Here is a 20800-nt window from a genome sequence, read left to right on the forward strand (position 1 = left end):
CCACTTCGACTAAACCGGTTTAGCAGGGTTTATATTCCCGATCATTGCCAAGAGATGGCACCATCCGGCGGATTTCATCAACACGCGCGAGATCAATCTCGGCGGTAACAAAACCCGGATCGGTGCCACCATCGGCCAGAACCTGCCCCCACGGATCAATGATCAGCGAATGGCCAAAGGTCTGGCGATCGCCGGGATGATCACCGCACTGGGCAGCCGCAATCACAAAACAACCATTTTCAATCGCGCGCGCTTTCAAAAGCGTATGCCAATGCGCCTGCCCGGTTGTGCGGGTAAAGGCAGCCGGGATGCTGAGCATCTGCGCACCGGCCTTGGCGTAATCGCGAAACAGATGCGGGAAACGCACGTCATAGCAAATCGACACCCCGACCTTGCCAAATTCGGTCTCGGCCAGGCGGGCGCTATCGCCGGGTCGGAAGGTCTTGCTTTCGCGGTAGCTTTCGCCATTGGCAAGATCGACATCAAACATATGGATCTTGTCATAGGATGTAATGACCTTGCCATCCGAGCCAATCACGAAGCAGCGGTTCGCCACCCGGTCCTCACCCGGCACTTTGACATGCAACGACCCGACAATCAGGGTAGCTTTCAGCTCCTCTGCCAGATCGCAGAAGAAAACCAGACCGGGATGCTCATCCTCGGGAAAGGCGGCGGCTCGGACATTGGATCCGCCAAACGACATCATCGACACGTTTTCGGGAAAGGCGATCAGTCTGGCCCCGGCAGCACGCGCATCGCGGGCATAGGTCGCCGCACGCGCAAGGTTATCAGACATCACATCGCGCGAATTGACCTGAACACAGGCCGCAATGAAACGGGTCATGACGCAGTCTCCTTTTTATCGTTATCCATTGTCATGATGGGCACGACATCCCGCCCCGGCAATAGACAATTGGGATAGCGACGCGCGATTTATCAAGGGATGCACGGCCTTGGTTGCATTCCCCTGCCCCCATCAAAACCCAAAGATCACGATGCGAGCGTTTCCGATCCTGATTCAATTCTTTCCAAACCGGAAATTAGTGCATACAGTATTCCGTACACCTAACGAGGATCGAAGATGGAACCTCTTTCCGGCCGAAAAAGTCTGACTGACGAAGTGCATGACCGCCTGGTTGATGCCTTGTGTTCTGGTGCTCTCCCTCCCGGAACGCCATTGCGTCAGGAAGCCCTTGCCGAGGAACTCAATGTCTCGCGGCAACCCGTGTTGCAAGCTCTGGGGCTGCTGCGTCGTGACGGACTGGTTGAACCGATGGGTCGACGCGGATATCGCGTCGCACCTGTGGACGGTGATCTGGTGCGTCACGTTTATGACCTGCGAGAAGCGTTTGACGGGCTTGCCGCCCGTCTTGCAGCAGAATCCATGGCATCGGATCGGGAATCGGCTTTGCGGGCTGCCATCCAACAGGGACACCACGCTCTGGGCAGCGGCGACACCGCAGAACTTGTTGCAGCCGACGTCGCATTTCATCAAACGATCTACCGTTTGTCGGGCAACCCCCTATTGCCCGAAGCATCCGCTGCAGTCTGGCTTCAGATCAGACGCGTGATGCATGCCTATCTCCAGATCGGTTACCCCCGTGATCCGATCTGGACCGAACATCAGGCCATCGCCGATGCAATCTGTGTCGGCGATGGTCCTCTTGCCGAGAAACTGGCGCGTGATCATGGGCGCAATGCACGTGATCGTCTGATTTCCTGCATGGAAAAGCCAAGCTGACCTCCCCTCGCTGCCACCAACAGCCCCTCGCACCACCAAATCTGCTATAACGATACCAACTGCCAACGCTCCAACGTGGGCACAAAAGGCGGAACCATAAAAGAACGATAAAATTCCTGTCCGGGAGGAATTCCAATGAACCTTGATACAAAGCTGCGCCAGCGCGCTGATGATGGCAACCCCGTGCGGGTTGGCATCATCGGTGCCGGCAAATTCGGCTCGATGTTTTTAAGTCAGGCCGGGCATCATCCAGGCTATCACGTTCTGGGCATTGCCGATCTGAGTATTGACCGCGCCAAGACGGCCTTGCGCCGTGTGGGCTGGTCTGATGATCAGTTTGCCGCAAAGGACAGCGCATCGGCCTATCGCGATGGCACCACCTGGATTACCGAGGATGCCGATGCACTGATTGCCGCTGACGGGCTTGAAGTCATCATTGATGCCACCGGAAGCCCCGCAGCCGGCATTCGCTTTGGCCTTAAGGCTATCGAACATGGTCGCCACATCGTCATGGTCAATGTCGAGGCCGATGTTCTTGCCGGTCCCCTGCTTGCCAAACGGGCCGAGGCCGCCGGTCTTGTCTATTCCATGGCTTATGGCGATCAACCGGCTTTGATTTCGGAAATGGTTGATTGGGCACGTGCAATCGGTTTGCCTGTGACCTGTGCTGGCAAGGGCACGAAATACCTTCCGATTTACCATCATGTCACACCCGATGACGTCTGGCATCACTATGGCCTGACACCTGAACAGGCCCAGGCGGGCGGCATGAACCCGCAGATTTTCAACAGCTTCCTTGATGGCACCAAATCCGCCATCGAAATGGCAGCTGTGTCGAATGCCTGCGATCTGGTGCCGCAGGATTGCGGCCTGCAATTTCCGGCCTGCGGGGTGGATGATTTACCGCGTCTTTTGTGCCCACGTGAAAGTGGTGGGATCCTTGATCGCAAGGGCACGGTCGAGGTGGTTTCAAGCCTTGAACGTGATACCCGCCCGGTGTATCGCGATCTGCGCTGGGGCGTTTACGTGACGTTTGAGGCCCCCAGCGACTATGTCGCGCGCTGCTTTAATGAATATGGCCTGCTGACCGATCCAAGCGGTCAATATTCCACCATGTACAAGCCCTATCACCTGATCGGGCTGGAGCTTGGCATTTCGGTCGCATCCGCCGCCCTTCGCGGAGAAGCCACCGGTACGTCACGCGCGTGGTCGGGGGATGCGGTTGCGACGGCCAAGCGTGATCTCAAAGCCGGTGAAATGCTCGATGGTGAAGGTGGCTATACGGTCTATGGCAAACTGACCCCGGCCCAGACCTCCAAGGCGAACAATGCATTGCCGATCGGGCTTGCCCATCACCTCAAGATCAAGCGTCCGGTGGCGATGGATCAGACGCTCACCTGGGATGATGTCGAGTTTGATATCAAGGACCCGGCAATTGCCTTTCGCAAGGAAATGGAAGCCACCTTCAGTTGATCCCCAAATCATCAGACCAAAGAAAAACCCCGGCCAGATTGGCCGGGGTTTTGTATGTCAATCGCCATTATGCGATCAGGCAGAAAGCTTGCCTTCAAGCTTGTCCGCCGCTTCGAGCGCCATCAGCTCGTCACAGCCGCCAATATGTTCGTCATTGATGAAGATCTGCGGCACGGTGTGTTTGCCGTTGGCGCGATCCATCATTTCCTTTTTACGACGCGGTTCCATCATCACGTCGATCAGCTGGTATTTGGCACCCTTTTCTTCCAGCAGCTTGCGCGCACGCTTGCAATACGGGCACCATTCGGTGGCATACACTTCAACTTTTGCCATGTGGCATACATCCTTTCTTGGGCAACCGATCATCGCTAATGCCCCGGATTATCGGGTTTTCTGCGCTTAATACGGTGCGGAATTTCACTTAGATGAAGGCTGTATAACAGAAATCTTGCAGCGCGTCATCGCACGACACGTGCAACTGTGATCACAGATACGTGCATGGCGCCTGAACGCTTCAACGCCCGGACACAGGCATTGGCCGTTGCCCCGGTTGTCAGCACATCATCGATCAACACAACCCGCGCTCCGGCAAGGTTGCATTTGATGGCACGCAGTTCATCCACGTCAAACGCCCCGCCAACTTCGCGCTTGCGTGAAGATGGGCCAAGCCCGCCAAGACTTCGAGTATTACGGGCCCGCCTCAAAACAAGCCCGTCCCATGGCACACCGGTCATGCGCGCAAGCTTTGCCGCCAGAAGCCCCGACTGGTTATAGCGCCGTTTGAGCAACCGTTTGCGATGCAACGGCACCGGCACGATCAGATCGGCCTGATCCCAAATGCCTGCGCCGGCCTGATATAGCCAGCGCGCCAAAAGCGGCGTCAGATCACCACGATCGGCATGCTTGAACCGCAAAAGATAATCCCGGCTGTGATCATCATAAACCAGGGCGGCACGGGCCTGATCAAAGGCCGGTTTCCTTTGCAGGCAATTGCCACACAGCATCTGTCCGGCTTCTTGGGAATTACCGAGTGTGTTAGCCCTATCATCAAACTCGAACGGATAGCCGCAACAGGCACATTGCGGGGCAGAGATAAATCTTAACCCCGCCCAGCAATCCGCACAGACCGCATGGGTCGTATCGGTCACATCGCCACACCCCCCGCAACGCGGCGGCAGAATGGCGTTGATGCCAATACTTGCAACAGTGCGCACCCATTCGATCATCTGCAATACGACCCACGATCACCTCAAGGAAGGCACACCATAACACACGCAAGGATTGAATTAGCGGGAATCAAACAACACATTCGACCTCAACTCCGCAACGGCAAGATCGACAAAGCATCTCACCTTCGCCGGGGCCGTTTTGCCTTCTGGATAGACCAGATGCACCGGCACCGGGTCGGGGGCATAATCATCAAGCACGGAGCAAAGCTGACCCGACGCAATATGGGGGGCTGCCTGATAGGATAGAATGCGGGTAATCCCCCAACCATCAATGGCCGCATTACGTGCGGCCTCAATCGAATTGGTTTCCCAGCGGGCATTTGGCGAAAACTGCACCATCTTGCCTCCTGCACGTGTCGGCTTGAATTGCCAGTCAAGCCGTGCAGAGGAACCGGTTGTCGATATGATTTTGTGATCAGATAAATCAGCGGGCGTTTTCGGCCAGCCCTGATCCACCAGATAAACCGGTGACGCACAAACAAGCGGTTGCACCTGCCCGACCTTGATCGCGGTGAGCGATGAGTCAGAAAGGTGGCCAATTCGCACGGCAAGGTCGATGCCCTCTTCTGCGATATTGACGAAACGATCAAAAAGCAGAAGACGTGCGCGTATGTCAGGATATTGATCCAGATACTGACCAACAACTGGTGCGACATGCATCTGCCCGAACTGAACCGGTGCGGTGATGGTCAGCATTCCGCTTGGCTTGGCATAAGCCCCACCTGCTGCAGCTTCGGCTTCCTGCAGATCGGCAAGCAGCCGCTTGCAGTCAGTGTAATAGCGCGCACCGGTTTCCGTCAGTGTCACAGACCGGGTTGTACGGATTAAAAGCCGCGCGCCTATCATGTCCTCAAGAAAGGCAACGGCCCTTGTGACAGCTGGTGGACTTTGTCGCAACTCCCGGGCTGCAGCGGCAAAGCTGCGTGCTTCGACCACATGCACAAAGACATTCATCGCCTGAAAACGATCCATCACACAGCCCTTAGCCATTCCATTTAGTGGAATAGTAAATTCCAAATAAAGATAATTCTATCCCCAAACAGAAACAATCATACTACATCGTCGCGTTCATCCCATTTGAACGCCCCAAACGGAGGACGTCTTAATGAAACTGCATTATTTTTCACTTTCCGGACACGCCCATCGCGCTCATTTGTTCCTGAGCCTTCTTGGCATTGATCACGAGATCATCAATGTCGATTTTGCCAATGGCGCAAATAGATCCCCTGAATTTCTTAAACTGAACCCATTCGGTCAGGTTCCTGTTCTTGAAGACGGGGATTTTGTCATCTCTGATTCCATCGCGATCATGGTTTATGCTGCAAAAAAAGTCGGGGCCACCGAATGGCTTCCTGAAACCCCCGAAGATGCGGCAAAAGTTCAGCAGTGGCTTTCGGTCGCAGCGGGTCAGATCGCTTATGGTCCCTGCGCTGCACGTCTTCTAACGGTATTCGATGTTCCATTTGATGCAGACGAAGTGATCGAGCGTGCACATGGCATCCTAAAATTGATCGAGGATCGACTGTCGGCGAATGACTGGATCGCACTTGCACACCCGACTGTCGCCGATATCGCGCTTTACAGCTATATCGCTAACGCGCCAGAAGGTAATGTCGACCTTTCCGCGTATGCGAATGTACGCCGCTGGTTGACTCGCATCGAGGCATTACCGGGTTTTGTACCGTTTGAACAGACGAACGCCGGACTTCGCGTCGCTTCATGACACACCATCACGAATTGTGACAGACCATGATGATGGATTGGGCCGGTCATTTACGTCATTTCACCCTTTTCGCGACCTTTGCAAACCACACAGACCGGCCCATCAGAATTTTTATGCTAAGCAGGCCCAAAATGAACACGCCCGTCATAACATCATCCACATTTGCGTCAGAAGATAACGAGGAAGGCCCCTGGCACCAGGGCGAAATCCGTATGCAGGAACTGGCCGGTGTGCGAGAAGAAATGGTGGATGTCGGAAAACGCGTATTCCGTAATCACCTGATCGAACAACATCGTCAGTTTTATCCACAACTTCCCTTTGCCGTATTTGGCACGGTGGATGAAAATGATGATGTCTGGGCAACATTGCGCGCCAATCATCCCGGCTTTCTGATTTCAGAGGACCCAAATCACCTGATTGTCAAACTTCCCCGCGACTCAAGCGACCCGGCAAATAGCGGCATGGAAGATGGTCAGGCCATTGGTATGATCGGGATCGAGTTACACACACGACGGCGCAACCGGTTGAATGGCAAAATTATACGTCAATCAGATGACCAGTTTGCAATTCGCGTCGGGCACAGTTTTGGCAATTGCCCGCAATATATCCGGCGGCGAAATTTTAAATTTGTTGGCGATCCCTTTACGGTTCCATCGTTGCATCCTGAAACATCGACGGAATTAACGACGCGGGCACGCGATATGATCGCAAAGGCCGATACTTTTTTCGTCGCGACCTTTGTGGACCGTGATGGCAAAACCCGCGAAATCGACGTATCCCATCGTGGCGGAAAACCGGGCTTTGTCCGGCTTGATTCCCAGGGAACACTGACCATTCCCGATTTTGCAGGCAACCTGTTTTTCAACACATTGGGCAACATTCTATCCAACCCAAAGGCCGGGTTGGTCTTTGCCGATTTTGCCAATGGTGATCTGCTACAACTAACCGGTGATGCAGAAGTCATCACCGAAGGCCCGGAAATTGATGCCTTTTTGGGGGCAGAACGCTTATGGCGGGTTTTCCCACGCAAAATGGTCTGGCGGGAATCTGCGTTGCCGATTCGTTGGCATACAACAGAAAACAGCATATCCCCCAACAGCCTTCTGACCGGTGATTGGGAAAGTGCCGAAAAGAGGCTATCCGCCGGTAAAGCTGGAAATGCCTGGCGTTGTTTTCGAATTGCGCAAATCTCGCAGGAAAACCATCTGATCCGGTCCTTTCATCTGGAACCTGCAGATCAGGACGGCACTCTGTCCTTTCAGCCCGGCCAGCATCTGCCAATCCGGGTCAACCCGCAGGGTCATGACAAACCATTGTTGCGAACCTATACGCTTTCAAGCTCTCCATCTGATGAGAAATATCGTATAAGCGTGAAACGCGAAGGTGCAGTATCAAGCCATCTGCATGACAAACTGAATATTGGCGATACAATCGAGACAGGCGCTCCTTCCGGCGACTTTTTCCTAAAAATAGCGATAGAACGACCAGTGGTTTTAATGGCTGGCGGCATTGGTATCACACCCATGATATCCATGATACGTCACGCTGTTTATGAGGGGTTGCGCACACGTCATTTTCGCGCAATCTGGCTGTTTTATACTGCCCGCAACATTTCTGACCGTGCTTTTGATGATGAAATCACAGAACTCGTTAACGCGGCACAAGGAAACATTCGCCTCATCCGTGTTCTTCACGACACCAATGGCGCGACACCGCGCAAGGATTACGACGCATCCGGCTTTATCGACATGAACTTGTTGCGGTCGGTATTGCCGTTTGACGATTTCGATTTTTACCTGTGTGGTCCGCCGCCTTTTATGCAAGGCATTTATGACGGCCTTCGTGGTTTAAACATCGCCGACAACCGCATTCACGCAGAGGCATTTGGCCCGGCCTCACTGACACGCACACCCTATCGCGACGATGGCCTGCCCGATCTGCCGGTTGCCAGTACGAAGCCAGTATCGGTCGAGTTCACGCAATCAAGAACCTCCGCAGTTTGGCAACCGGATGCAAACAAGACTTTGCTTGAACTCGCCGAGGATGCGGGCCTTGCACCTGAAGCAAGCTGTCGCGGCGGAAGCTGCGGCACATGCCGAACCAAAGTCACCCAAGGTAGCGTAACCTATAAAAACCGGCCAAGCGCAAATGTTGGCGTGGACGAAGCTTTAATCTGTTGTGCCGTACCGGCAGAGCCGGAAGATGGGAGACACACACCTTTGGTTCTCTCCATATAGGCTGATCAGATTTGCGGTTCTTCGATTGCAGCAGCGGGATCAAAGCTCTATCTAGTGTCAGAACCTATTACAATGATTTTAGCCGGAGCTTCCCGCCCCATGGCCGATCCGATCACTGTCTTTGATCGAGACATCCTGAAACTGCGCCGCGACCGCGCGGCAACCAAGGCGCAGGACTATAACTTCCTGTTTGCCGAAACGGCCGAACGCCTTGCCGATCGCCTTGATGACACCACCCGCAAATTCCCGCTCGCCGTCGATCTTGGCTGCCATAGCGGGGAGCTTGGCCAGATCATTGGCCAACGCGGCGGCATTGAAACCATTTATCAGAGCGATATTTCAAGCGGTTATGCTACAGCTGCACGGGCCAATAACGCCAAGGGCACCCTTGTCGCCGACGAGGAATTCCTGCCCTTTGCCGAAGGGTCGCTTGATCTGATCATCTCAAACCTGTCACTCCATTGGGTCAATGATCTGCCCGGCATGTTGCTTCAGGCGCGCCGTGCGTTGAAACCCGATGGGTTGTTCCTTGCCTGCCTGCTCGGCGGCGAAACGCTCAAGGATCTGCGCGAGGCGCTTATGACAGCAGAGGCCGAAGAAGAAGGCGGTGTCTCGCCGCGCGTATCCCCGTTTGTCGATGTGAAGGATGCCGGGTCGCTTCTGCAACGCAGTGGTTTTGCCCTGCCGGTGGTCGATGCCGATGATATCTATATCGACTATCCCGATGCGCTGAAACTGATGCGCGACCTTTCGGGAATGGGTGAAAGCAACCTGATTGCCAAACGGTCCAAGAAATTCACCAAACGCAGCACCCTTGCCCGCGCTGCCGCCATCTATCACGAACGCCACGCGCGCGCAGATGGCCGCATCCATGCCAAGTTTCAGGTGATCTATCTGACTGCCTGGGCCCCGGATGAAAGCCAACCCCAACCGCTGCGTCGTGGATCAGGGCAGGTCAGTCTGGTTGATTTCCTGGGTGATGACGCGAAGAAGCAGTAACGCCAGATCACAGGATCATTTCCCAGCCGACGCCATATCGCGGATCTTGGTCGCCTTTTCAAAGTGATCAAGTTCGTGGGTCTTGATCCACCATGTTGCGGCCTCCATCAAGGTATCCGGATCATCATTGCGATTGGCAAAGAATGCATAGAAGGACAGGCCAACTTCCGGCCCCTTTTGCGCGATTTTCCGATCACAAACAGCAATGATTTTTTCGCGCAAGCTTTGACGCATGATGGCTCCGTGAAAGGCTTATGGCTTCAAGGGGTTGATGTATGACCGGTTTGCCGCAAAATTGGCAGCCTGATACCGCCCCTCACATGACAGTTTCTGTCAGGACAGATTTGCGAAGGACCCCAGATGCATCTCCCAAGCCCGCTGATCCACGGCAAGCTGATCAAGCGTTACAAACGGTTTCTGGCCGATGTCGAACTTGATAGTGGCGAGGTGATCACAGCCCATTGCGCCAATCCGGGCGGCATGATCGGGCTTAAGGAGCCCGGCATTGATGTCTGGCTGTCGCAGTCCGACAACCCGAAACGCAAACTGAAATACAGTTGGGAGCTTTGCCAGATCGGGGATGCCTGGATCGGTATCAATACCGCGCACCCTAACGCGATTGTCGAAGAAGCCATCCTTGCCGGCAAAGTCCCGGAACTCGGGGGTTATGAAAACCTCAAGCGCGAAGTCAAATACGGCAAGAACTCGCGGATTGATATCCTGCTGTCTGATCCCGAGCGCGGCCTTTGTTATGTCGAGGTCAAAAACGTCCATCTCAAACGTGATGAAGATGTCCCCGGCCTTGCCGAATTCCCCGATGCTGTCACCGCACGCGGGGCAAAGCACCTTGATGAAATGGCCGATATGGTCGCCGAAGGCCATCGGGCGGTGATGTTTTATCTGATCCAGCGCACCGATTGTGACCGCTTTACCTTGGCCACCGACATCGATCCGCATTACGGCGAACGGTTCAAGGCGGCGCGTGACAACGGGGTTGAGGCCATTGCCTATGACTGCGCGATTGATACCAGTGCGGTGACGGTGCGCGACGCATTACCCATCACCGGATTATAAGCATCAAACCCCGCGCATATCAGCCAATCCTTGCCAATCATGGCCGGTGGCTTTATGTCATTGGGCTATAAAACAGTTATATACCTAGCCGAGTTTAAGGAGATTTTCGGGTGGCGAACGGAACAGTCAAAATTCACGGCCCCGAAGCATTTGAAGGCATGCGCGCCGCTGGCAAGCTGGCAGCAGAAGTGCTTGATATGATTACCCCGCATGTGGTTCCGGGCGTCACCACCGGTGAGCTTGATCGCCTGTGTGATGAATATATCCGAGATCACAATGCGATTTCGGCCTGCCTTGGCTATCGCGGTTTTCCGAAATCCACCTGCACGTCCATCAACCATGTGGTCTGCCACGGCATTCCCGGTGACAAGAAACTGGCCAATGGCGACATCATGAATATCGATGTCACGGTCATTCTTGATGGCTGGTATGGCGATACATCGCGCATGTATATCGCAGGCACGCCGAAAGTCATGGCGCAGCGTCTTGTTGATGTGACTTATGAGTCGCTTTGGCGCGGCATCAATGCCGTCAAGCCGGGTGCGACCCTTGGCGATATCGGCCATGCCATTCAGTCCTATGCCGAAAGCGAGCGTTTTTCGGTTGTGCGTGATTTCTGTGGTCACGGGCTTGGTCAGGTGTTCCATGATGCGCCGAATGTCTTGCATTACGGCAAGCCGGGCGAAGGTATCGTTCTGGAACCGGGCATGATCTTTACGATTGAGCCGATGATCAATCAGGGAACCTATGCGTGTAAAATTTTGCCCGATGGCTGGACAGCCGTGACGCGAGACCGCAAACTGTCTGCACAGTTTGAACATTCGCTCGGCGTGACGGAAAACGGGTTTGAAGTGTTTACCCGATCCCCCGCCGGTCTGGAAAAGCCGCCCTACGATCTTGGCAAGGCTGCCGAGTAACGGGCACGCAACAAGGGGAAGCAGATTTGAGCGAAAAACAAGATCGCAAAGCTGCTTCCACTCCTGCCCAGCAGACCGTGTCTGAAATCGATGATGGCACGCGGGTCTTTTTCGATCAGGCCCGAAGCGCGCACACATCTGGCGCAAACGCCGTATCGACACCTGACGCGCCCCTATCCCCAAAAGCCAAACCTGCAAAACCGCATTATCACGGCCATCGCCAACGGCTGCGTGATCGCTTCATAAAGGGCGGTGCCACCGCCCTTGCCGATTACGAATTGCTTGAGCTGATGCTGTGCATGGCGATGCCGCGTGGGGACGTCAAACCACTGGCAAAATCCCTAATCGCGCAGTTTGGCAGTTTTGCCAATGTGCTGGCCGCGCGGCCTGAGGAGCTTAAAACCGCCAAGGGCCTTGGTGAAGCCGGTATTGCCGCCATCAAGATCGCCGAGGCCAGTGCATTGCACCTGTCGCGTGAACGCGCGATGGAACTGCCGGTGATCGCCAGTTGGGAACAGCTGATTGACTATTGCCGGGCCCGGATCGGGCATCTGAAGAACGAGGAACTGCATCTGCTGTTTCTTGATCGCAAGAACCGGCTGATTGCCGATGAATGCCATCAACGCGGTACGGTCGATCACACGCCGGTCTATCCGCGCGAGGTCATCAAGCGTGCGCTTGAACTGCACGCATCCGCCCTTATTCTGGTGCATAACCATCCAAGCGGCGATGCCACCCCGTCAAAGGGTGACATCGACATGACCCGCAAGATCGTTGATGCCGCCAAGGCGATGGAAATCACGGTTCATGATCACATCATCATCAGCCGGGCCGGATATAATTCCTTTAAGACGCTTGGCCTGATTTAACCAGTTGTCCGCTCAGAAGTTATAAACCAACACCAGACCGGCACTCAGAACATAGTCATCTTCGATGATCGAACTGTCGGTATATTCATCGGGCAGAAAGCGAACGCCACTGGTCCCGACCACGGCAAACCGTTCAGTCACCGGATAGGTCACGCTGAAATCAAGGTGCGGGATAAAGGCCGCATCTGGGGCATAGAACCCACGATCGCTGCGCACTTCATTGCGACGGACACCGACATTGTAATCAACCAGTTCCTCGCTCTGCCAGGTTACGCCACCGCCGACATTAAAGCGGAACTTTTCATAGTTGGTCGGCAGGTAATAGCCGACATCAATCTCATGCCCGCCATAAGCATCATTCAGATCGGTCAGATAGTTCGCCCGAAATTCCCCACGCCAAAGACGCAAAGATCCGCCAATACCGGCCTCAAACGCCATGTCACGTTCTTCAAGCCCGTTGAGATAGCTTGAGTCCCCCGGATCAAACGGCTCCATACGAAGCCCGCCCAGTAGGGAAACACTGGCAAAATCGTTCTTCCAGACTTTGGCATCAATACCATCGAGACCAACATGAAGCCGTTCAGCATCGTAAGCCAGGACAGGCAGCGCACTAAGATCGACACTGTCCGCCCCGCGATAGGGATTGCTGCTCACCCGGCCGATGGCGCCGAGCTGCCAATTGCCGCCAAGCCAAGGCTTTAATGCATCCTCGGTTTGTGGATTGACCTGTTCGCGAATGATTTCTCTTTGACCGGGCGTTGCGGTCTGGGCGTATGCCTGCCCGGAAATGGCGGCGGTTAAGGTGATGGCAATAACGGAGGATTTCAGAAGAAGGTGGGAAAAGGGACGTAAATTCATATACCTAAGCATCCTTGGTTTGATGGATGCAGAGATAGTCTCATTTAGCGGCGGCGCAAGCGTCCGGCTCTACAGGATCGAACTTCGCGCCCGCTTATTGGGCGTTCGAATGCGCATTCGGACGTTCTCAGTCACGCACAGAAAAGCTGAACTGCGCGATATCGACGTCATCACACTGATCTTCACGCAGATATTTCCGACCATATTCCTCATACATGCCACTGGTCAGGAACAACTCGAACAGGTCACTATCGATCTGTCCCTTGTCGCGCATGTCAGCCAGGATCGAGATACATTCAGACAATGTCTTGGGCCGCTTATAGGGGCGGTCGACCGCTGTCAGGGCCTCGAAGATATCGGCGATCACCATCACCTTTTCGAGGATCCCCATATCATCCCCCGTCAGACCGCGTGGATAGCCTGACCCGTCCATTTTTTCATGATGGTTGCCGGCAATGGCGGGAATGCGTTGCAGTTCCTTGGGGTATGGTAATTGCGCGAGCATATCCTGGGTAATGACGACATGGTCGTTGATCACCTGACGTTCTTCAGAGGTCAGTGTGCCGTTCGGAATCGAGAGGTTATAGACCTCGCCGCGGTTAAAGCCGTCATAGATATCGGCCTCACGATCCATCAGAAGGCTCTCGGTTCCCGGTGCCCGGAGTTCCGCCAGTTCGGCATCATCAAGACGTTGATTTTCGGCCCAGGACAAACCGATGGTGCGGTCAAAATAGCGCGTCCATTTCTGCTCTGCGATGTCATGCAGCGCAAAGATGGTGTCGGTATCAAGTTCCGTATCACCGATATTGGCATCGGCCACCATGGCGAACTGGGTTTCAAGTTCTGTCACGCGCTTGGCAAAATCGGCCTCGCACTGATCGGCGTCCTCGCCATCGAGCTTGCGTTTGAGCATCTCGATCTCGGCATCGCGCCTGAGCACTTCAAAGCGCGTGCGGACTTCGTGGATGCGGTTATGGATGGTTTCAAGCTTGGTGGCTTTTTCCATGACATGATCGGGGGTTACGATCTTGCCGCAATCATGCAGCCAGGCCGAAAGATCAAGCTCGTACCATTCCATGTCGGTCAGGTAGAAATTGGAAAACGTTCCCTTCCGGTCATCGACAGCCGCCTGGGCCAGCATGCGGGCAATGATCGGCACCCGCGAACAATGGCCCGCCGTGTGCGGGGATTTGGCATCAATCGCATGACCAAGAACACGTACGAAACTTTCCATCAGGTCCCGCTGTGCGACCAGAAGGCGGCTGTTTTCGATCGCCACCGCGGCCTGGCTCGCCAGTGCCGTAATGATCGGCTCGATCGTCGGGTCAAAGGAAATGACATTGCCCGCGTTATCACGCGCATTGATCAGCTGCAGGACGCCAAGCACCACACCACTGGTGTTTTTAAGCGGCACGGTCAGGAAGGATTTGGATCGATACCCCGTTTTGGCATCAAAGGCCCGGGTGCCGGTAAAATCAAATCCCTCTGCACTATAGGCATCATCAATATTGATTGACTTGCCGGTCAGCGCGACATAGGTCGCGATATTGGCGTAGTTCGGGCGGCCCTGTTCATCATAAAGCGGCAAGGGCGGGAACGGTTTTTCGCTTTCGCGGCCGGAAACAAAGAACGTATCAAGCGTATCATTGACCATGATGCGGAAATGAAGCTCGCTCTCTTCGCGGTTCACGAGATAAAGCGAGCCACCATCCGCATTGGTGAAGTCGCGCGCGGCCATGAGGATTTTCTGGTTCAGCTCTTCGCGGCCTTGCGATGCCGAAAGCGCGATCCCCAGTTCCACCAGTTCCGCCAGATAGTTTGCGTCTGTCTTGCGGACCTGTTTCACATCTTTCTGATGATTTTTGGCCCCGTCGCGTTCACGCGCCATAAAAATTCCATCCACTTCGCATTCGGATCAACCGCGTCGTCGCAGATACGTACTTCCTGTTTACACTGTATATTGCTAATACGTTGCTATTTTTCTAACAGGCCAGAGATTTTTGATGGGTAAAATCACCTCACAATCCTGCCATACCCGTCTGCAGGGTTGCCAATTTGCCCGGAATGGACTATCCGACCCCGTGAAAGCGTGCCGGCGCCGTGATCGTGCAATTGATTACGCATTCCGATCATCGAGATCCTTTTCCGGCACCCAACCATATTGCCCGGAGGCGACCGCATGATCCCCCGTTATTCCCGTCCGCAGATGACATCCATCTGGGAACCGGCGAACAAGTTCCGTATCTGGTTCGAAATCGAAGCCCACGCTGCTGACAAACTGGCTGATCTGGGTGTTATCCCGGCAGACTCAGCCAAGCTTGTCTGGGAAAAAGGCGACAAGCCCTACACTCAGGACCGCATCGATCGCATTGATGCCGTCGAAGCCGAAGTCAAACACGATGTGATCGCGTTTCTGACCGAACTGGCCGAACAGGTTGGCGAAGAAGCCCGCTTTGTCCATCAGGGCATGACCAGCTCGGACGTTCTTGATACCTGCTTTAACGTGCAGCTTGCCCAGGCAACCGACATCCTGCTTGAAGACATGGACAAGCTTCTGGCTTCGCTTAAAAAGCGCGCCTATGAAACCAAAGACGTTCCCTGCATGGGCCGTTCGCACGGCATCCACGCAGAGCCGGTGACCTTTGGTCTGAAGCTTGCGACCTTTTATGCGGAATTCAAACGTAACCGTGATCGTCTTGCCGCTGCCCGCGATGAAATCGCGACCTGCGCGATTTCCGGCGCAGTTGGCACATTCGCCAACATCGATCCGAGCGTTGAAGAACATGTTGCAGACAAACTTGGCCTGAAACCGGAACCGGTTTCGACCCAGGTGATCCCGCGCGACCGTCATGCAGCCTATTTCGCAGCCCTTGGCGTGATTGCATCGTCGATCGAGCATCTGGCAACCGAAATTCGCCACCTGCAACGCACCGAAGTACGCGAAGTTGAGGAATTCTTCTCCAAGGGGCAAAAAGGCTCCTCGGCAATGCCGCACAAGCGCAACCCGGTCCTGACCGAAAACCTGACCGGCCTTGCCCGCCTGGTCCGCTCGATGGCGATCCCGGCAATGGAAAACGTTGCCCTTTGGCATGAGCGCGACATTTCGCACAGCTCGGTCGAACGCAACATCGGCCCGGACGCGACCGTAACCCTCGATTTCGCGCTGATGCGCCTGACCAACGTTGTTGAAAACCTTGTCGTCTATCCGGAACGCATGGACGAGATCCTCAATCAGATGGGTGGTCTGGTCTTCTCGCAGCGTGTTCTGCTGACCCTGACCCAGCATGGTGTTTCGCGCGAAGATTCGTACCGGATCGTTCAGCGCAACGCGATGAAGGTCTGGAACCGCGAAGGCGATCTTCTGTCGCTGCTGAAAACCGACGAAGACGTGACTGCGAAAATCCCGATGGATACGCTCGAAGCGCTGTTTGACCTTGGCTACCACACCAAGCATGTCGACACGATCTTTGCCCGCGTCTTTGCCGACTAAGCAAGACACGGATGACGCCAAAAGCCCCGGTCATCTGGCCGGGGCTTTTTTATTGGCCGAAACACGTCCTTCTTTCATCCCTTTGACATTGCGCCCTCTTTTTCCTGACCTATATCGAAAACAGGAAAACTTGCCCGAATGTCTGGCACGTATGTTGCTCAACATTTCATGGGGCAAGACTGCCTGCCACACACAACAAAGGGACAAAAAATGAAACTGAGCATCGAAGGATGGGATGACGGTGCGCCGATCCCGGCCAAATTCGCATTTGGTAAAATTCCGGCAGAAGGCCGGTTTGAAACATCCGATAATATCAGCCCGGCCATGAGCTGGTCCGATGTGCCGGCCGGCACCAAATCATTTGCCCTGATCTGCCATGACCCGGATGTTCCGTCCTCGGGTGAAGAAGTCAATATCGAAGGCAAACAAGTCCCGGCAAGCCTGCCACGTGTTGATTTCTATCACTGGGTGCTGGTCAACATCCCGGCCTCGACCACAAGCTTTGCCGAAGGCGTCGGCGCAAACGGCATTACACCAAAAGGCAAACCGGCGGGTGTTAAGGCACACGGTGAAACCGGCCTGAATTCCTATACCGACTGGTTTGCGGGCGATGCGGATATGGGCGGTAATTATGCCGACTATGACGGCCCCTGCCCGCCCTGGAATGACTCGATCATTCACCACTATCATTTCACGGTCTATGCGCTTGATACCGACAAGATCGAGCTGCCGGAAAACTTTACCGGCCCGGACGCCCTTGCCGCCATCGAAGGCCATGTGCTCGATAAGGCCAGCTATATGGGCACCTACACCATGAACCGTGATCTCTGATCTGACGGCACGCTGCTTTTTCAACCCCGGCCAGCAATGCTCGGCCGGGGTTTGTTATGAAATGGCCAATTCGCTGGCCTCGCTTAACAGCCAATCGCGAAATTGCCTGACCGGTGCACGCAACTCGCGATTCTTGGGCCAGACCAGATAATAGCCCAACGCCACCTTCACGACCTGGTCTGGAAACAGGTGGACCAGTTTGCCTTCGGCAATGTCTTCTTCGGCCAGTAACGGATTGGCCAAAACAACACCCTGTTCGTGAATGGCCGCTTCTATCGCCATGGATGTCTGATCGATTTCCACACGCTTGATGCCGCGCACTTCCGGTTCTGAAAGCCCGGAAAATGTGCCCAGCCATTTTTCCCACCACGCATGCAGGATGTCATTAAGCAAGGTCGCGCGTACAAGATCATCGGGCGTCTCAAGCCCCATTTTGTCGCGATAGGACGGCGCGCAAAAGGCTGCTGCCTGCCCCTGATAAAGCAACACGGCTTCAAGGCTTTCATTCTTGCCATCGAAATAGCGCACCGCCAGATCGACCGGATCGTGGTCAAAATCAAGCAAAATGGACGATGACCCGACATGCAACGTGGTTTCCGGATGGGCGATCAAAAAACGTGACATCCGTTTGGAAAACCATTTTGCCGCAAAGCTCGGCGGCATGACAAAGCGCACCGCGTGATTTGACTGATCGCGCAAATGATGGCTGGCATCGCGGATCTGCTGCAAGGCCGGGGCAATGCGCGCGGCATAGGCCAGACCATCTGCGGTTGGCGTGATCTGCCGGACCCCGCGCGTAAACAGCTCAACCCCAAGCCATTCTTCAAGCTTGCGGACCTGCTGCCCCACCGCACCGGGCGTGACATTGAGTTCGTCAGCCGCCAGCGCAAAGCTTTTCAATCGCATGGATGCCTCGAACGCAGGCAGTGATTTAAGCGGCGGATAGGATCCCATAACGTATTTTTTCTATTTCATAAGCCAGATACTATGATTTGTGAAATCTACCGGGAAATCTGACAATGGACTATAATTTTTACAAACTGGTCCGCCACCATGAAAAACAATGCCTATATCGTCTTTGGGTTTCTTGCCCTTGTCTGGGGCATGACCTTTCTGTTTAACAAGACCGCAAGCACCCTGATTACCCCGACGCAGATTGCAACCGTTCGGGTCATCATGGGCTTTCTGCCGGTTTTTGCCGTGGCCATGATCGGGCGGAAGCTCAAATGGCGGCATTTGCGCTATGCGCATCATTTTATCGCCATGTCGGTTCTGGCAGGCAGCCTTTACTATTTCAGTTTTGCTAAGGGTATCCAGCTTCTGCCATCAAGCCTTGCCGGCATGCTGAGCGGCGCCATTCCGATGATTTCCTTTGTCACCGCAGCCATCTTTTTGCGCGACGAGCCGATCAATCGGCGCTCCATGGCTGGCCTTTTGTTTGGCTTTGTCGGCGTCGCAATGATCGCCCGTCCTTGGGATGCCAGCATTTCGGCACATGATCTGGCCGGATTTGGTTATGTCGGGCTGGGGTGCCTTTGCGTCGGACTGTCCTTTGTCTATGCCCGCCGGTTCCTGAGCCCGCTTGGCATCTCGCCGCTTGCGCTGTGCACCTATCAGCTGGGCATTGCGTCGCTGACATTGCTGATAACAACCGATTTCACCGGTGCGACGGCGATCTTTGATAACGGGTGGATTGCCCTTGGTCTGTTCTTTGGGCTTGGCCTGTTCGGGACGGGCATTGCCTATCTTTGTTACTATTACGTGGTCGCCAATCTCGGTGCCGTCAAAGCCGCGAGCGCGACCTATATCCCGCCGATCATCGCCGTTTTGACGGGATCGCTTATCCTGGGTGAAACCGTTCGCCTGCTTGATTTGGTCGCGATGGCGGCAATCATGACCGGGGTCGTCGTCATGCAGTCCGGCCGACCACGCAAGACGCTATCAAACAGCGTGAACTCCCTGCCATCCAAGCTCCAAACGGTTGCTAACCGCTAATCGCCGTGAAGAGCACTGAAAGATCAAAACAAAAAACGGCCCGTGAAATCCCGAGCCGGGATTTGAGCGCGAAGCTGAACGGTCTTTAGTCTTTGATGGTGATGTCAAAGGGTCCCGGAACGGGCCATATCTTCCAGTGCCATTTTCACGGCCTGGGCACGGTTCGAGACGTTCAGTTTACGATAGATGTTTTTCAGGTGGTACTTCACGGTGATCTCGCGCAGGTCAAGGTGACGTGCGATGTCCTTGTTCGGACGCCCTTCGGATAAAAGGGCCAGAACTTCACGTTCACGCGGTGTCAAACGCGCAAAGTCACCTTCATTGCCAAAGCCTCCGGCAAGGCGACTGTCACTGTCACTCGACCCCGACATACTGTCACTCATGTCTGTCAGGATTGACGATGGCAGATATTTGTCGCCTGCAAGCACAAGCTGCACGGCATTTGCCAAGGCCTGCCCGCGAAGGGTTTTGGGAATAAATCCATGTGCCCCGGCCTCAATTGCCTTGCGAACATCGTCGCTGCGATAGGCACCAGAAAGCAGAACCACGAAGGTCGAGTCGGCCACTTGTTCCAAAGTGCGTTTCAGACCTTCGAGGCCATTCATGCCCGGCATGCGCAGATCAAGCAGCACAAGATCAAACGTATTGTTTGCTTCTATCAGCTCAAGTGCGGGGTCCAAAGACCCTGCTTCGGCCACTTCGCAGTCATCGAAATACTGTTGGAACAGTAGCGAGATTGCTTCACGAACCAGATCGTGATCGTCCGCCAAAAGGATACGCAATGCTGTCGCCTTTCATCTACCTAACCGGCTCCTTCACCTACCTGCGAAGGATACCACACCAAAAGGTTGCACCTACTCAATTTTTCGGTCTGGGGAGCTCAGGATACGAAAGCCAGCACGTATTAGCAAACGAGAAGTTTTCCAAGCACATGCCGTATCGTCAAATCACGACAAAACTTCGGCGCGCGCAACCGGGCGTAGTTCATCAAGCTTCGCATTCAAAGCCGAGGCCGTGACATCGATATTTTTGCTGCCAAAATCAGCCAGCAGCAACGCAACAACGCCGTTCTCACGCGGGTTGGCAACAACCTCGCCAATGATCTTGCGCGTGTAATCCTGACATTCTTCCGAGCTCATGCCCATCTGTTCGCCGGCCCACTGGACCAGCATTTTATAAAGATGGGTCTCGACGCGGAAATCCTGTTCAAGATCAAAGCTGTATTTTGCTTCGAACCCGCGTTCACGATCATTAAAGCTGCTCATTTCCATCCCTCCTGATATTTGATCACGTTACAAGTGGGGCTGCACCGTTCAACCTATTGTCGATCATAGTGTTTTATATGACAACAAATGATCTCGTTT

General features: G+C 54.5%; 21 protein-coding genes. 11 read left to right on the forward strand and 10 right to left on the reverse strand.

Translation table 11 applies throughout. The features are described 5' to 3' along the window. Positions 1–19 precede the first annotated feature (19 nt). Positions 20–844, reverse strand: a complete 825-nt coding sequence (locus tag ACXAIA_RS18375) for a carbon-nitrogen hydrolase family protein (protein WP_475350625.1) — start codon at positions 842–844, stop codon at positions 20–22. A 237-nt stretch (positions 845–1081) separates the two neighbouring features. Here ACXAIA_RS18375 and ACXAIA_RS18380 point away from each other — a divergent pair, with 237 nt between their 5' ends. Together ACXAIA_RS18380 and ACXAIA_RS18385 are read left to right on the forward strand one after the other, a co-directional pair. Further along, the gene (locus ACXAIA_RS18380; RefSeq protein ID WP_475350626.1) at positions 1082–1741 is read left to right on the forward strand and encodes a GntR family transcriptional regulator; all 660 of its coding nucleotides are present in this window, start codon (positions 1082–1084) and stop codon (positions 1739–1741) included. A 135-nt stretch (positions 1742–1876) separates the two neighbouring features. After that, complete coding sequence (locus ACXAIA_RS18385; protein ID WP_475350627.1) at positions 1877–3214, forward strand: NAD(P)H-dependent oxidoreductase; 1338 nt, start codon at positions 1877–1879, stop codon at positions 3212–3214. Positions 3215–3289: 75 nt separating this feature from the next. Here ACXAIA_RS18385 and grxC read toward each other — a convergent pair whose 3' ends face one another. The 3 genes from grxC to ACXAIA_RS18400 all read right to left on the reverse strand — a co-directional run bounded on the left by grxC (position 3290) and on the right by ACXAIA_RS18400 (position 5415). Beyond that, the gene (gene grxC / locus ACXAIA_RS18390; RefSeq protein WP_475346777.1) at positions 3290–3547 is read right to left on the reverse strand and encodes a glutaredoxin 3; all 258 of its coding nucleotides are present in this window, start codon (positions 3545–3547) and stop codon (positions 3290–3292) included. A gap of 125 nt (positions 3548–3672) precedes the next feature. Further along, entirely contained in the window at positions 3673–4440 is a 768-nt protein-coding gene (locus ACXAIA_RS18395) for a ComF family protein (protein WP_475350628.1), read from the reverse strand. A 60-nt stretch (positions 4441–4500) separates the two neighbouring features. Further along, positions 4501–5415, reverse strand: coding sequence for a LysR family transcriptional regulator (locus ACXAIA_RS18400; RefSeq protein ID WP_288350534.1), 915 nt, complete (start codon positions 5413–5415; stop codon positions 4501–4503). A 133-nt stretch (positions 5416–5548) separates the two neighbouring features. On the opposite strand from ACXAIA_RS18400, the gene ACXAIA_RS18405 reads away from it, so the two are divergent. From ACXAIA_RS18405 to ACXAIA_RS18415, 3 genes are all read left to right on the forward strand, one after another. Further along, on the forward strand, positions 5549–6166 hold the full coding sequence (locus tag ACXAIA_RS18405; RefSeq protein WP_288350533.1) for a glutathione S-transferase family protein: 618 nt from the start codon (positions 5549–5551) through the stop codon (positions 6164–6166). 26 nt (positions 6167–6192) lie between these two features. Next, positions 6193–8403 carry a pyridoxamine 5'-phosphate oxidase family protein gene (locus tag ACXAIA_RS18410; protein WP_475350629.1) on the forward strand — a complete coding sequence of 737 codons (2211 nt, stop codon included), beginning with the start codon at positions 6193–6195 and terminating at the stop codon, positions 8401–8403. 99 nt (positions 8404–8502) lie between these two features. Further along, positions 8503–9402 carry a methyltransferase domain-containing protein gene (locus tag ACXAIA_RS18415; RefSeq protein WP_475350630.1) on the forward strand — a complete coding sequence of 300 codons (900 nt, stop codon included), beginning with the start codon at positions 8503–8505 and terminating at the stop codon, positions 9400–9402. A gap of 15 nt (positions 9403–9417) precedes the next feature. Here the strand turns inward: ACXAIA_RS18415 and ACXAIA_RS18420 are convergent, their stop codons facing one another. Beyond that, positions 9418–9636, reverse strand: a complete 219-nt coding sequence (locus ACXAIA_RS18420; RefSeq protein WP_475350631.1) for a DUF6500 family protein — start codon at positions 9634–9636, stop codon at positions 9418–9420. Positions 9637–9762: 126 nt separating this feature from the next. On the opposite strand from ACXAIA_RS18420, the gene sfsA reads away from it, so the two are divergent. The 3 genes from sfsA (at position 9763) to radC (ending at position 12262) form a co-directional block, all read left to right on the forward strand. Then, entirely contained in the window at positions 9763–10476 is a 714-nt protein-coding gene (sfsA, locus tag ACXAIA_RS18425) for a DNA/RNA nuclease SfsA (RefSeq protein ID WP_475350632.1), read from the forward strand. A gap of 110 nt (positions 10477–10586) precedes the next feature. After that, entirely contained in the window at positions 10587–11393 is an 807-nt protein-coding gene (map, locus tag ACXAIA_RS18430) for a type I methionyl aminopeptidase (protein ID WP_475350633.1), read from the forward strand. 26 nt (positions 11394–11419) lie between these two features. Continuing rightward, entirely contained in the window at positions 11420–12262 is an 843-nt protein-coding gene (radC, locus tag ACXAIA_RS18435) for a RadC family protein (protein ID WP_475350634.1), read from the forward strand. A 12-nt stretch (positions 12263–12274) separates the two neighbouring features. Here the strand turns inward: radC and ACXAIA_RS18440 are convergent, their stop codons facing one another. Next, entirely contained in the window at positions 12275–13120 is an 846-nt protein-coding gene (locus tag ACXAIA_RS18440) for a MipA/OmpV family protein (protein ID WP_475350635.1), read from the reverse strand. A gap of 127 nt (positions 13121–13247) precedes the next feature. Further along, positions 13248–15008: an HD domain-containing phosphohydrolase gene (locus ACXAIA_RS18445; RefSeq protein ID WP_475350636.1), complete on the reverse strand. Its 1761-nt coding sequence runs from the start codon at positions 15006–15008 to the stop codon at positions 13248–13250. A gap of 291 nt (positions 15009–15299) precedes the next feature. Between ACXAIA_RS18445 and purB the strand changes: the two genes are divergently transcribed. Continuing rightward, positions 15300–16610 (forward strand): adenylosuccinate lyase, encoded by a 1311-nt coding sequence (gene purB, locus ACXAIA_RS18450; protein ID WP_475350637.1) that lies wholly within the window; start codon positions 15300–15302, stop codon positions 16608–16610. A gap of 210 nt (positions 16611–16820) precedes the next feature. Further along, the gene (locus ACXAIA_RS18455) at positions 16821–17441 is read left to right on the forward strand and encodes a YbhB/YbcL family Raf kinase inhibitor-like protein (RefSeq protein ID WP_475350638.1); all 621 of its coding nucleotides are present in this window, start codon (positions 16821–16823) and stop codon (positions 17439–17441) included. Between the two features lie 54 nt (positions 17442–17495). Here the strand turns inward: ACXAIA_RS18455 and ACXAIA_RS18460 are convergent, their stop codons facing one another. Continuing rightward, on the reverse strand, positions 17496–18395 hold the full coding sequence (locus ACXAIA_RS18460) for a LysR substrate-binding domain-containing protein (RefSeq protein ID WP_475350639.1): 900 nt from the start codon (positions 18393–18395) through the stop codon (positions 17496–17498). A 99-nt stretch (positions 18396–18494) separates the two neighbouring features. On the opposite strand from ACXAIA_RS18460, the gene ACXAIA_RS18465 reads away from it, so the two are divergent. Next, positions 18495–19436, forward strand: a complete 942-nt coding sequence (locus ACXAIA_RS18465) for a DMT family transporter (protein ID WP_475350640.1) — start codon at positions 18495–18497, stop codon at positions 19434–19436. Positions 19437–19540: 104 nt separating this feature from the next. On the opposite strand, the gene ACXAIA_RS18470 is transcribed toward ACXAIA_RS18465, so the two are convergent. Next, positions 19541–20218, reverse strand: coding sequence for a response regulator (locus tag ACXAIA_RS18470; RefSeq protein ID WP_475346793.1), 678 nt, complete (start codon positions 20216–20218; stop codon positions 19541–19543). Positions 20219–20383: 165 nt separating this feature from the next. After that, positions 20384–20701 carry a DUF1476 domain-containing protein gene (locus ACXAIA_RS18475; protein WP_475350641.1) on the reverse strand — a complete coding sequence of 106 codons (318 nt, stop codon included), beginning with the start codon at positions 20699–20701 and terminating at the stop codon, positions 20384–20386. Positions 20702–20800: the final 99 nt, after the last annotated feature.

It is taken from the genome of Thalassospira sp. ABL2_045 (assembly GCF_056161285.1).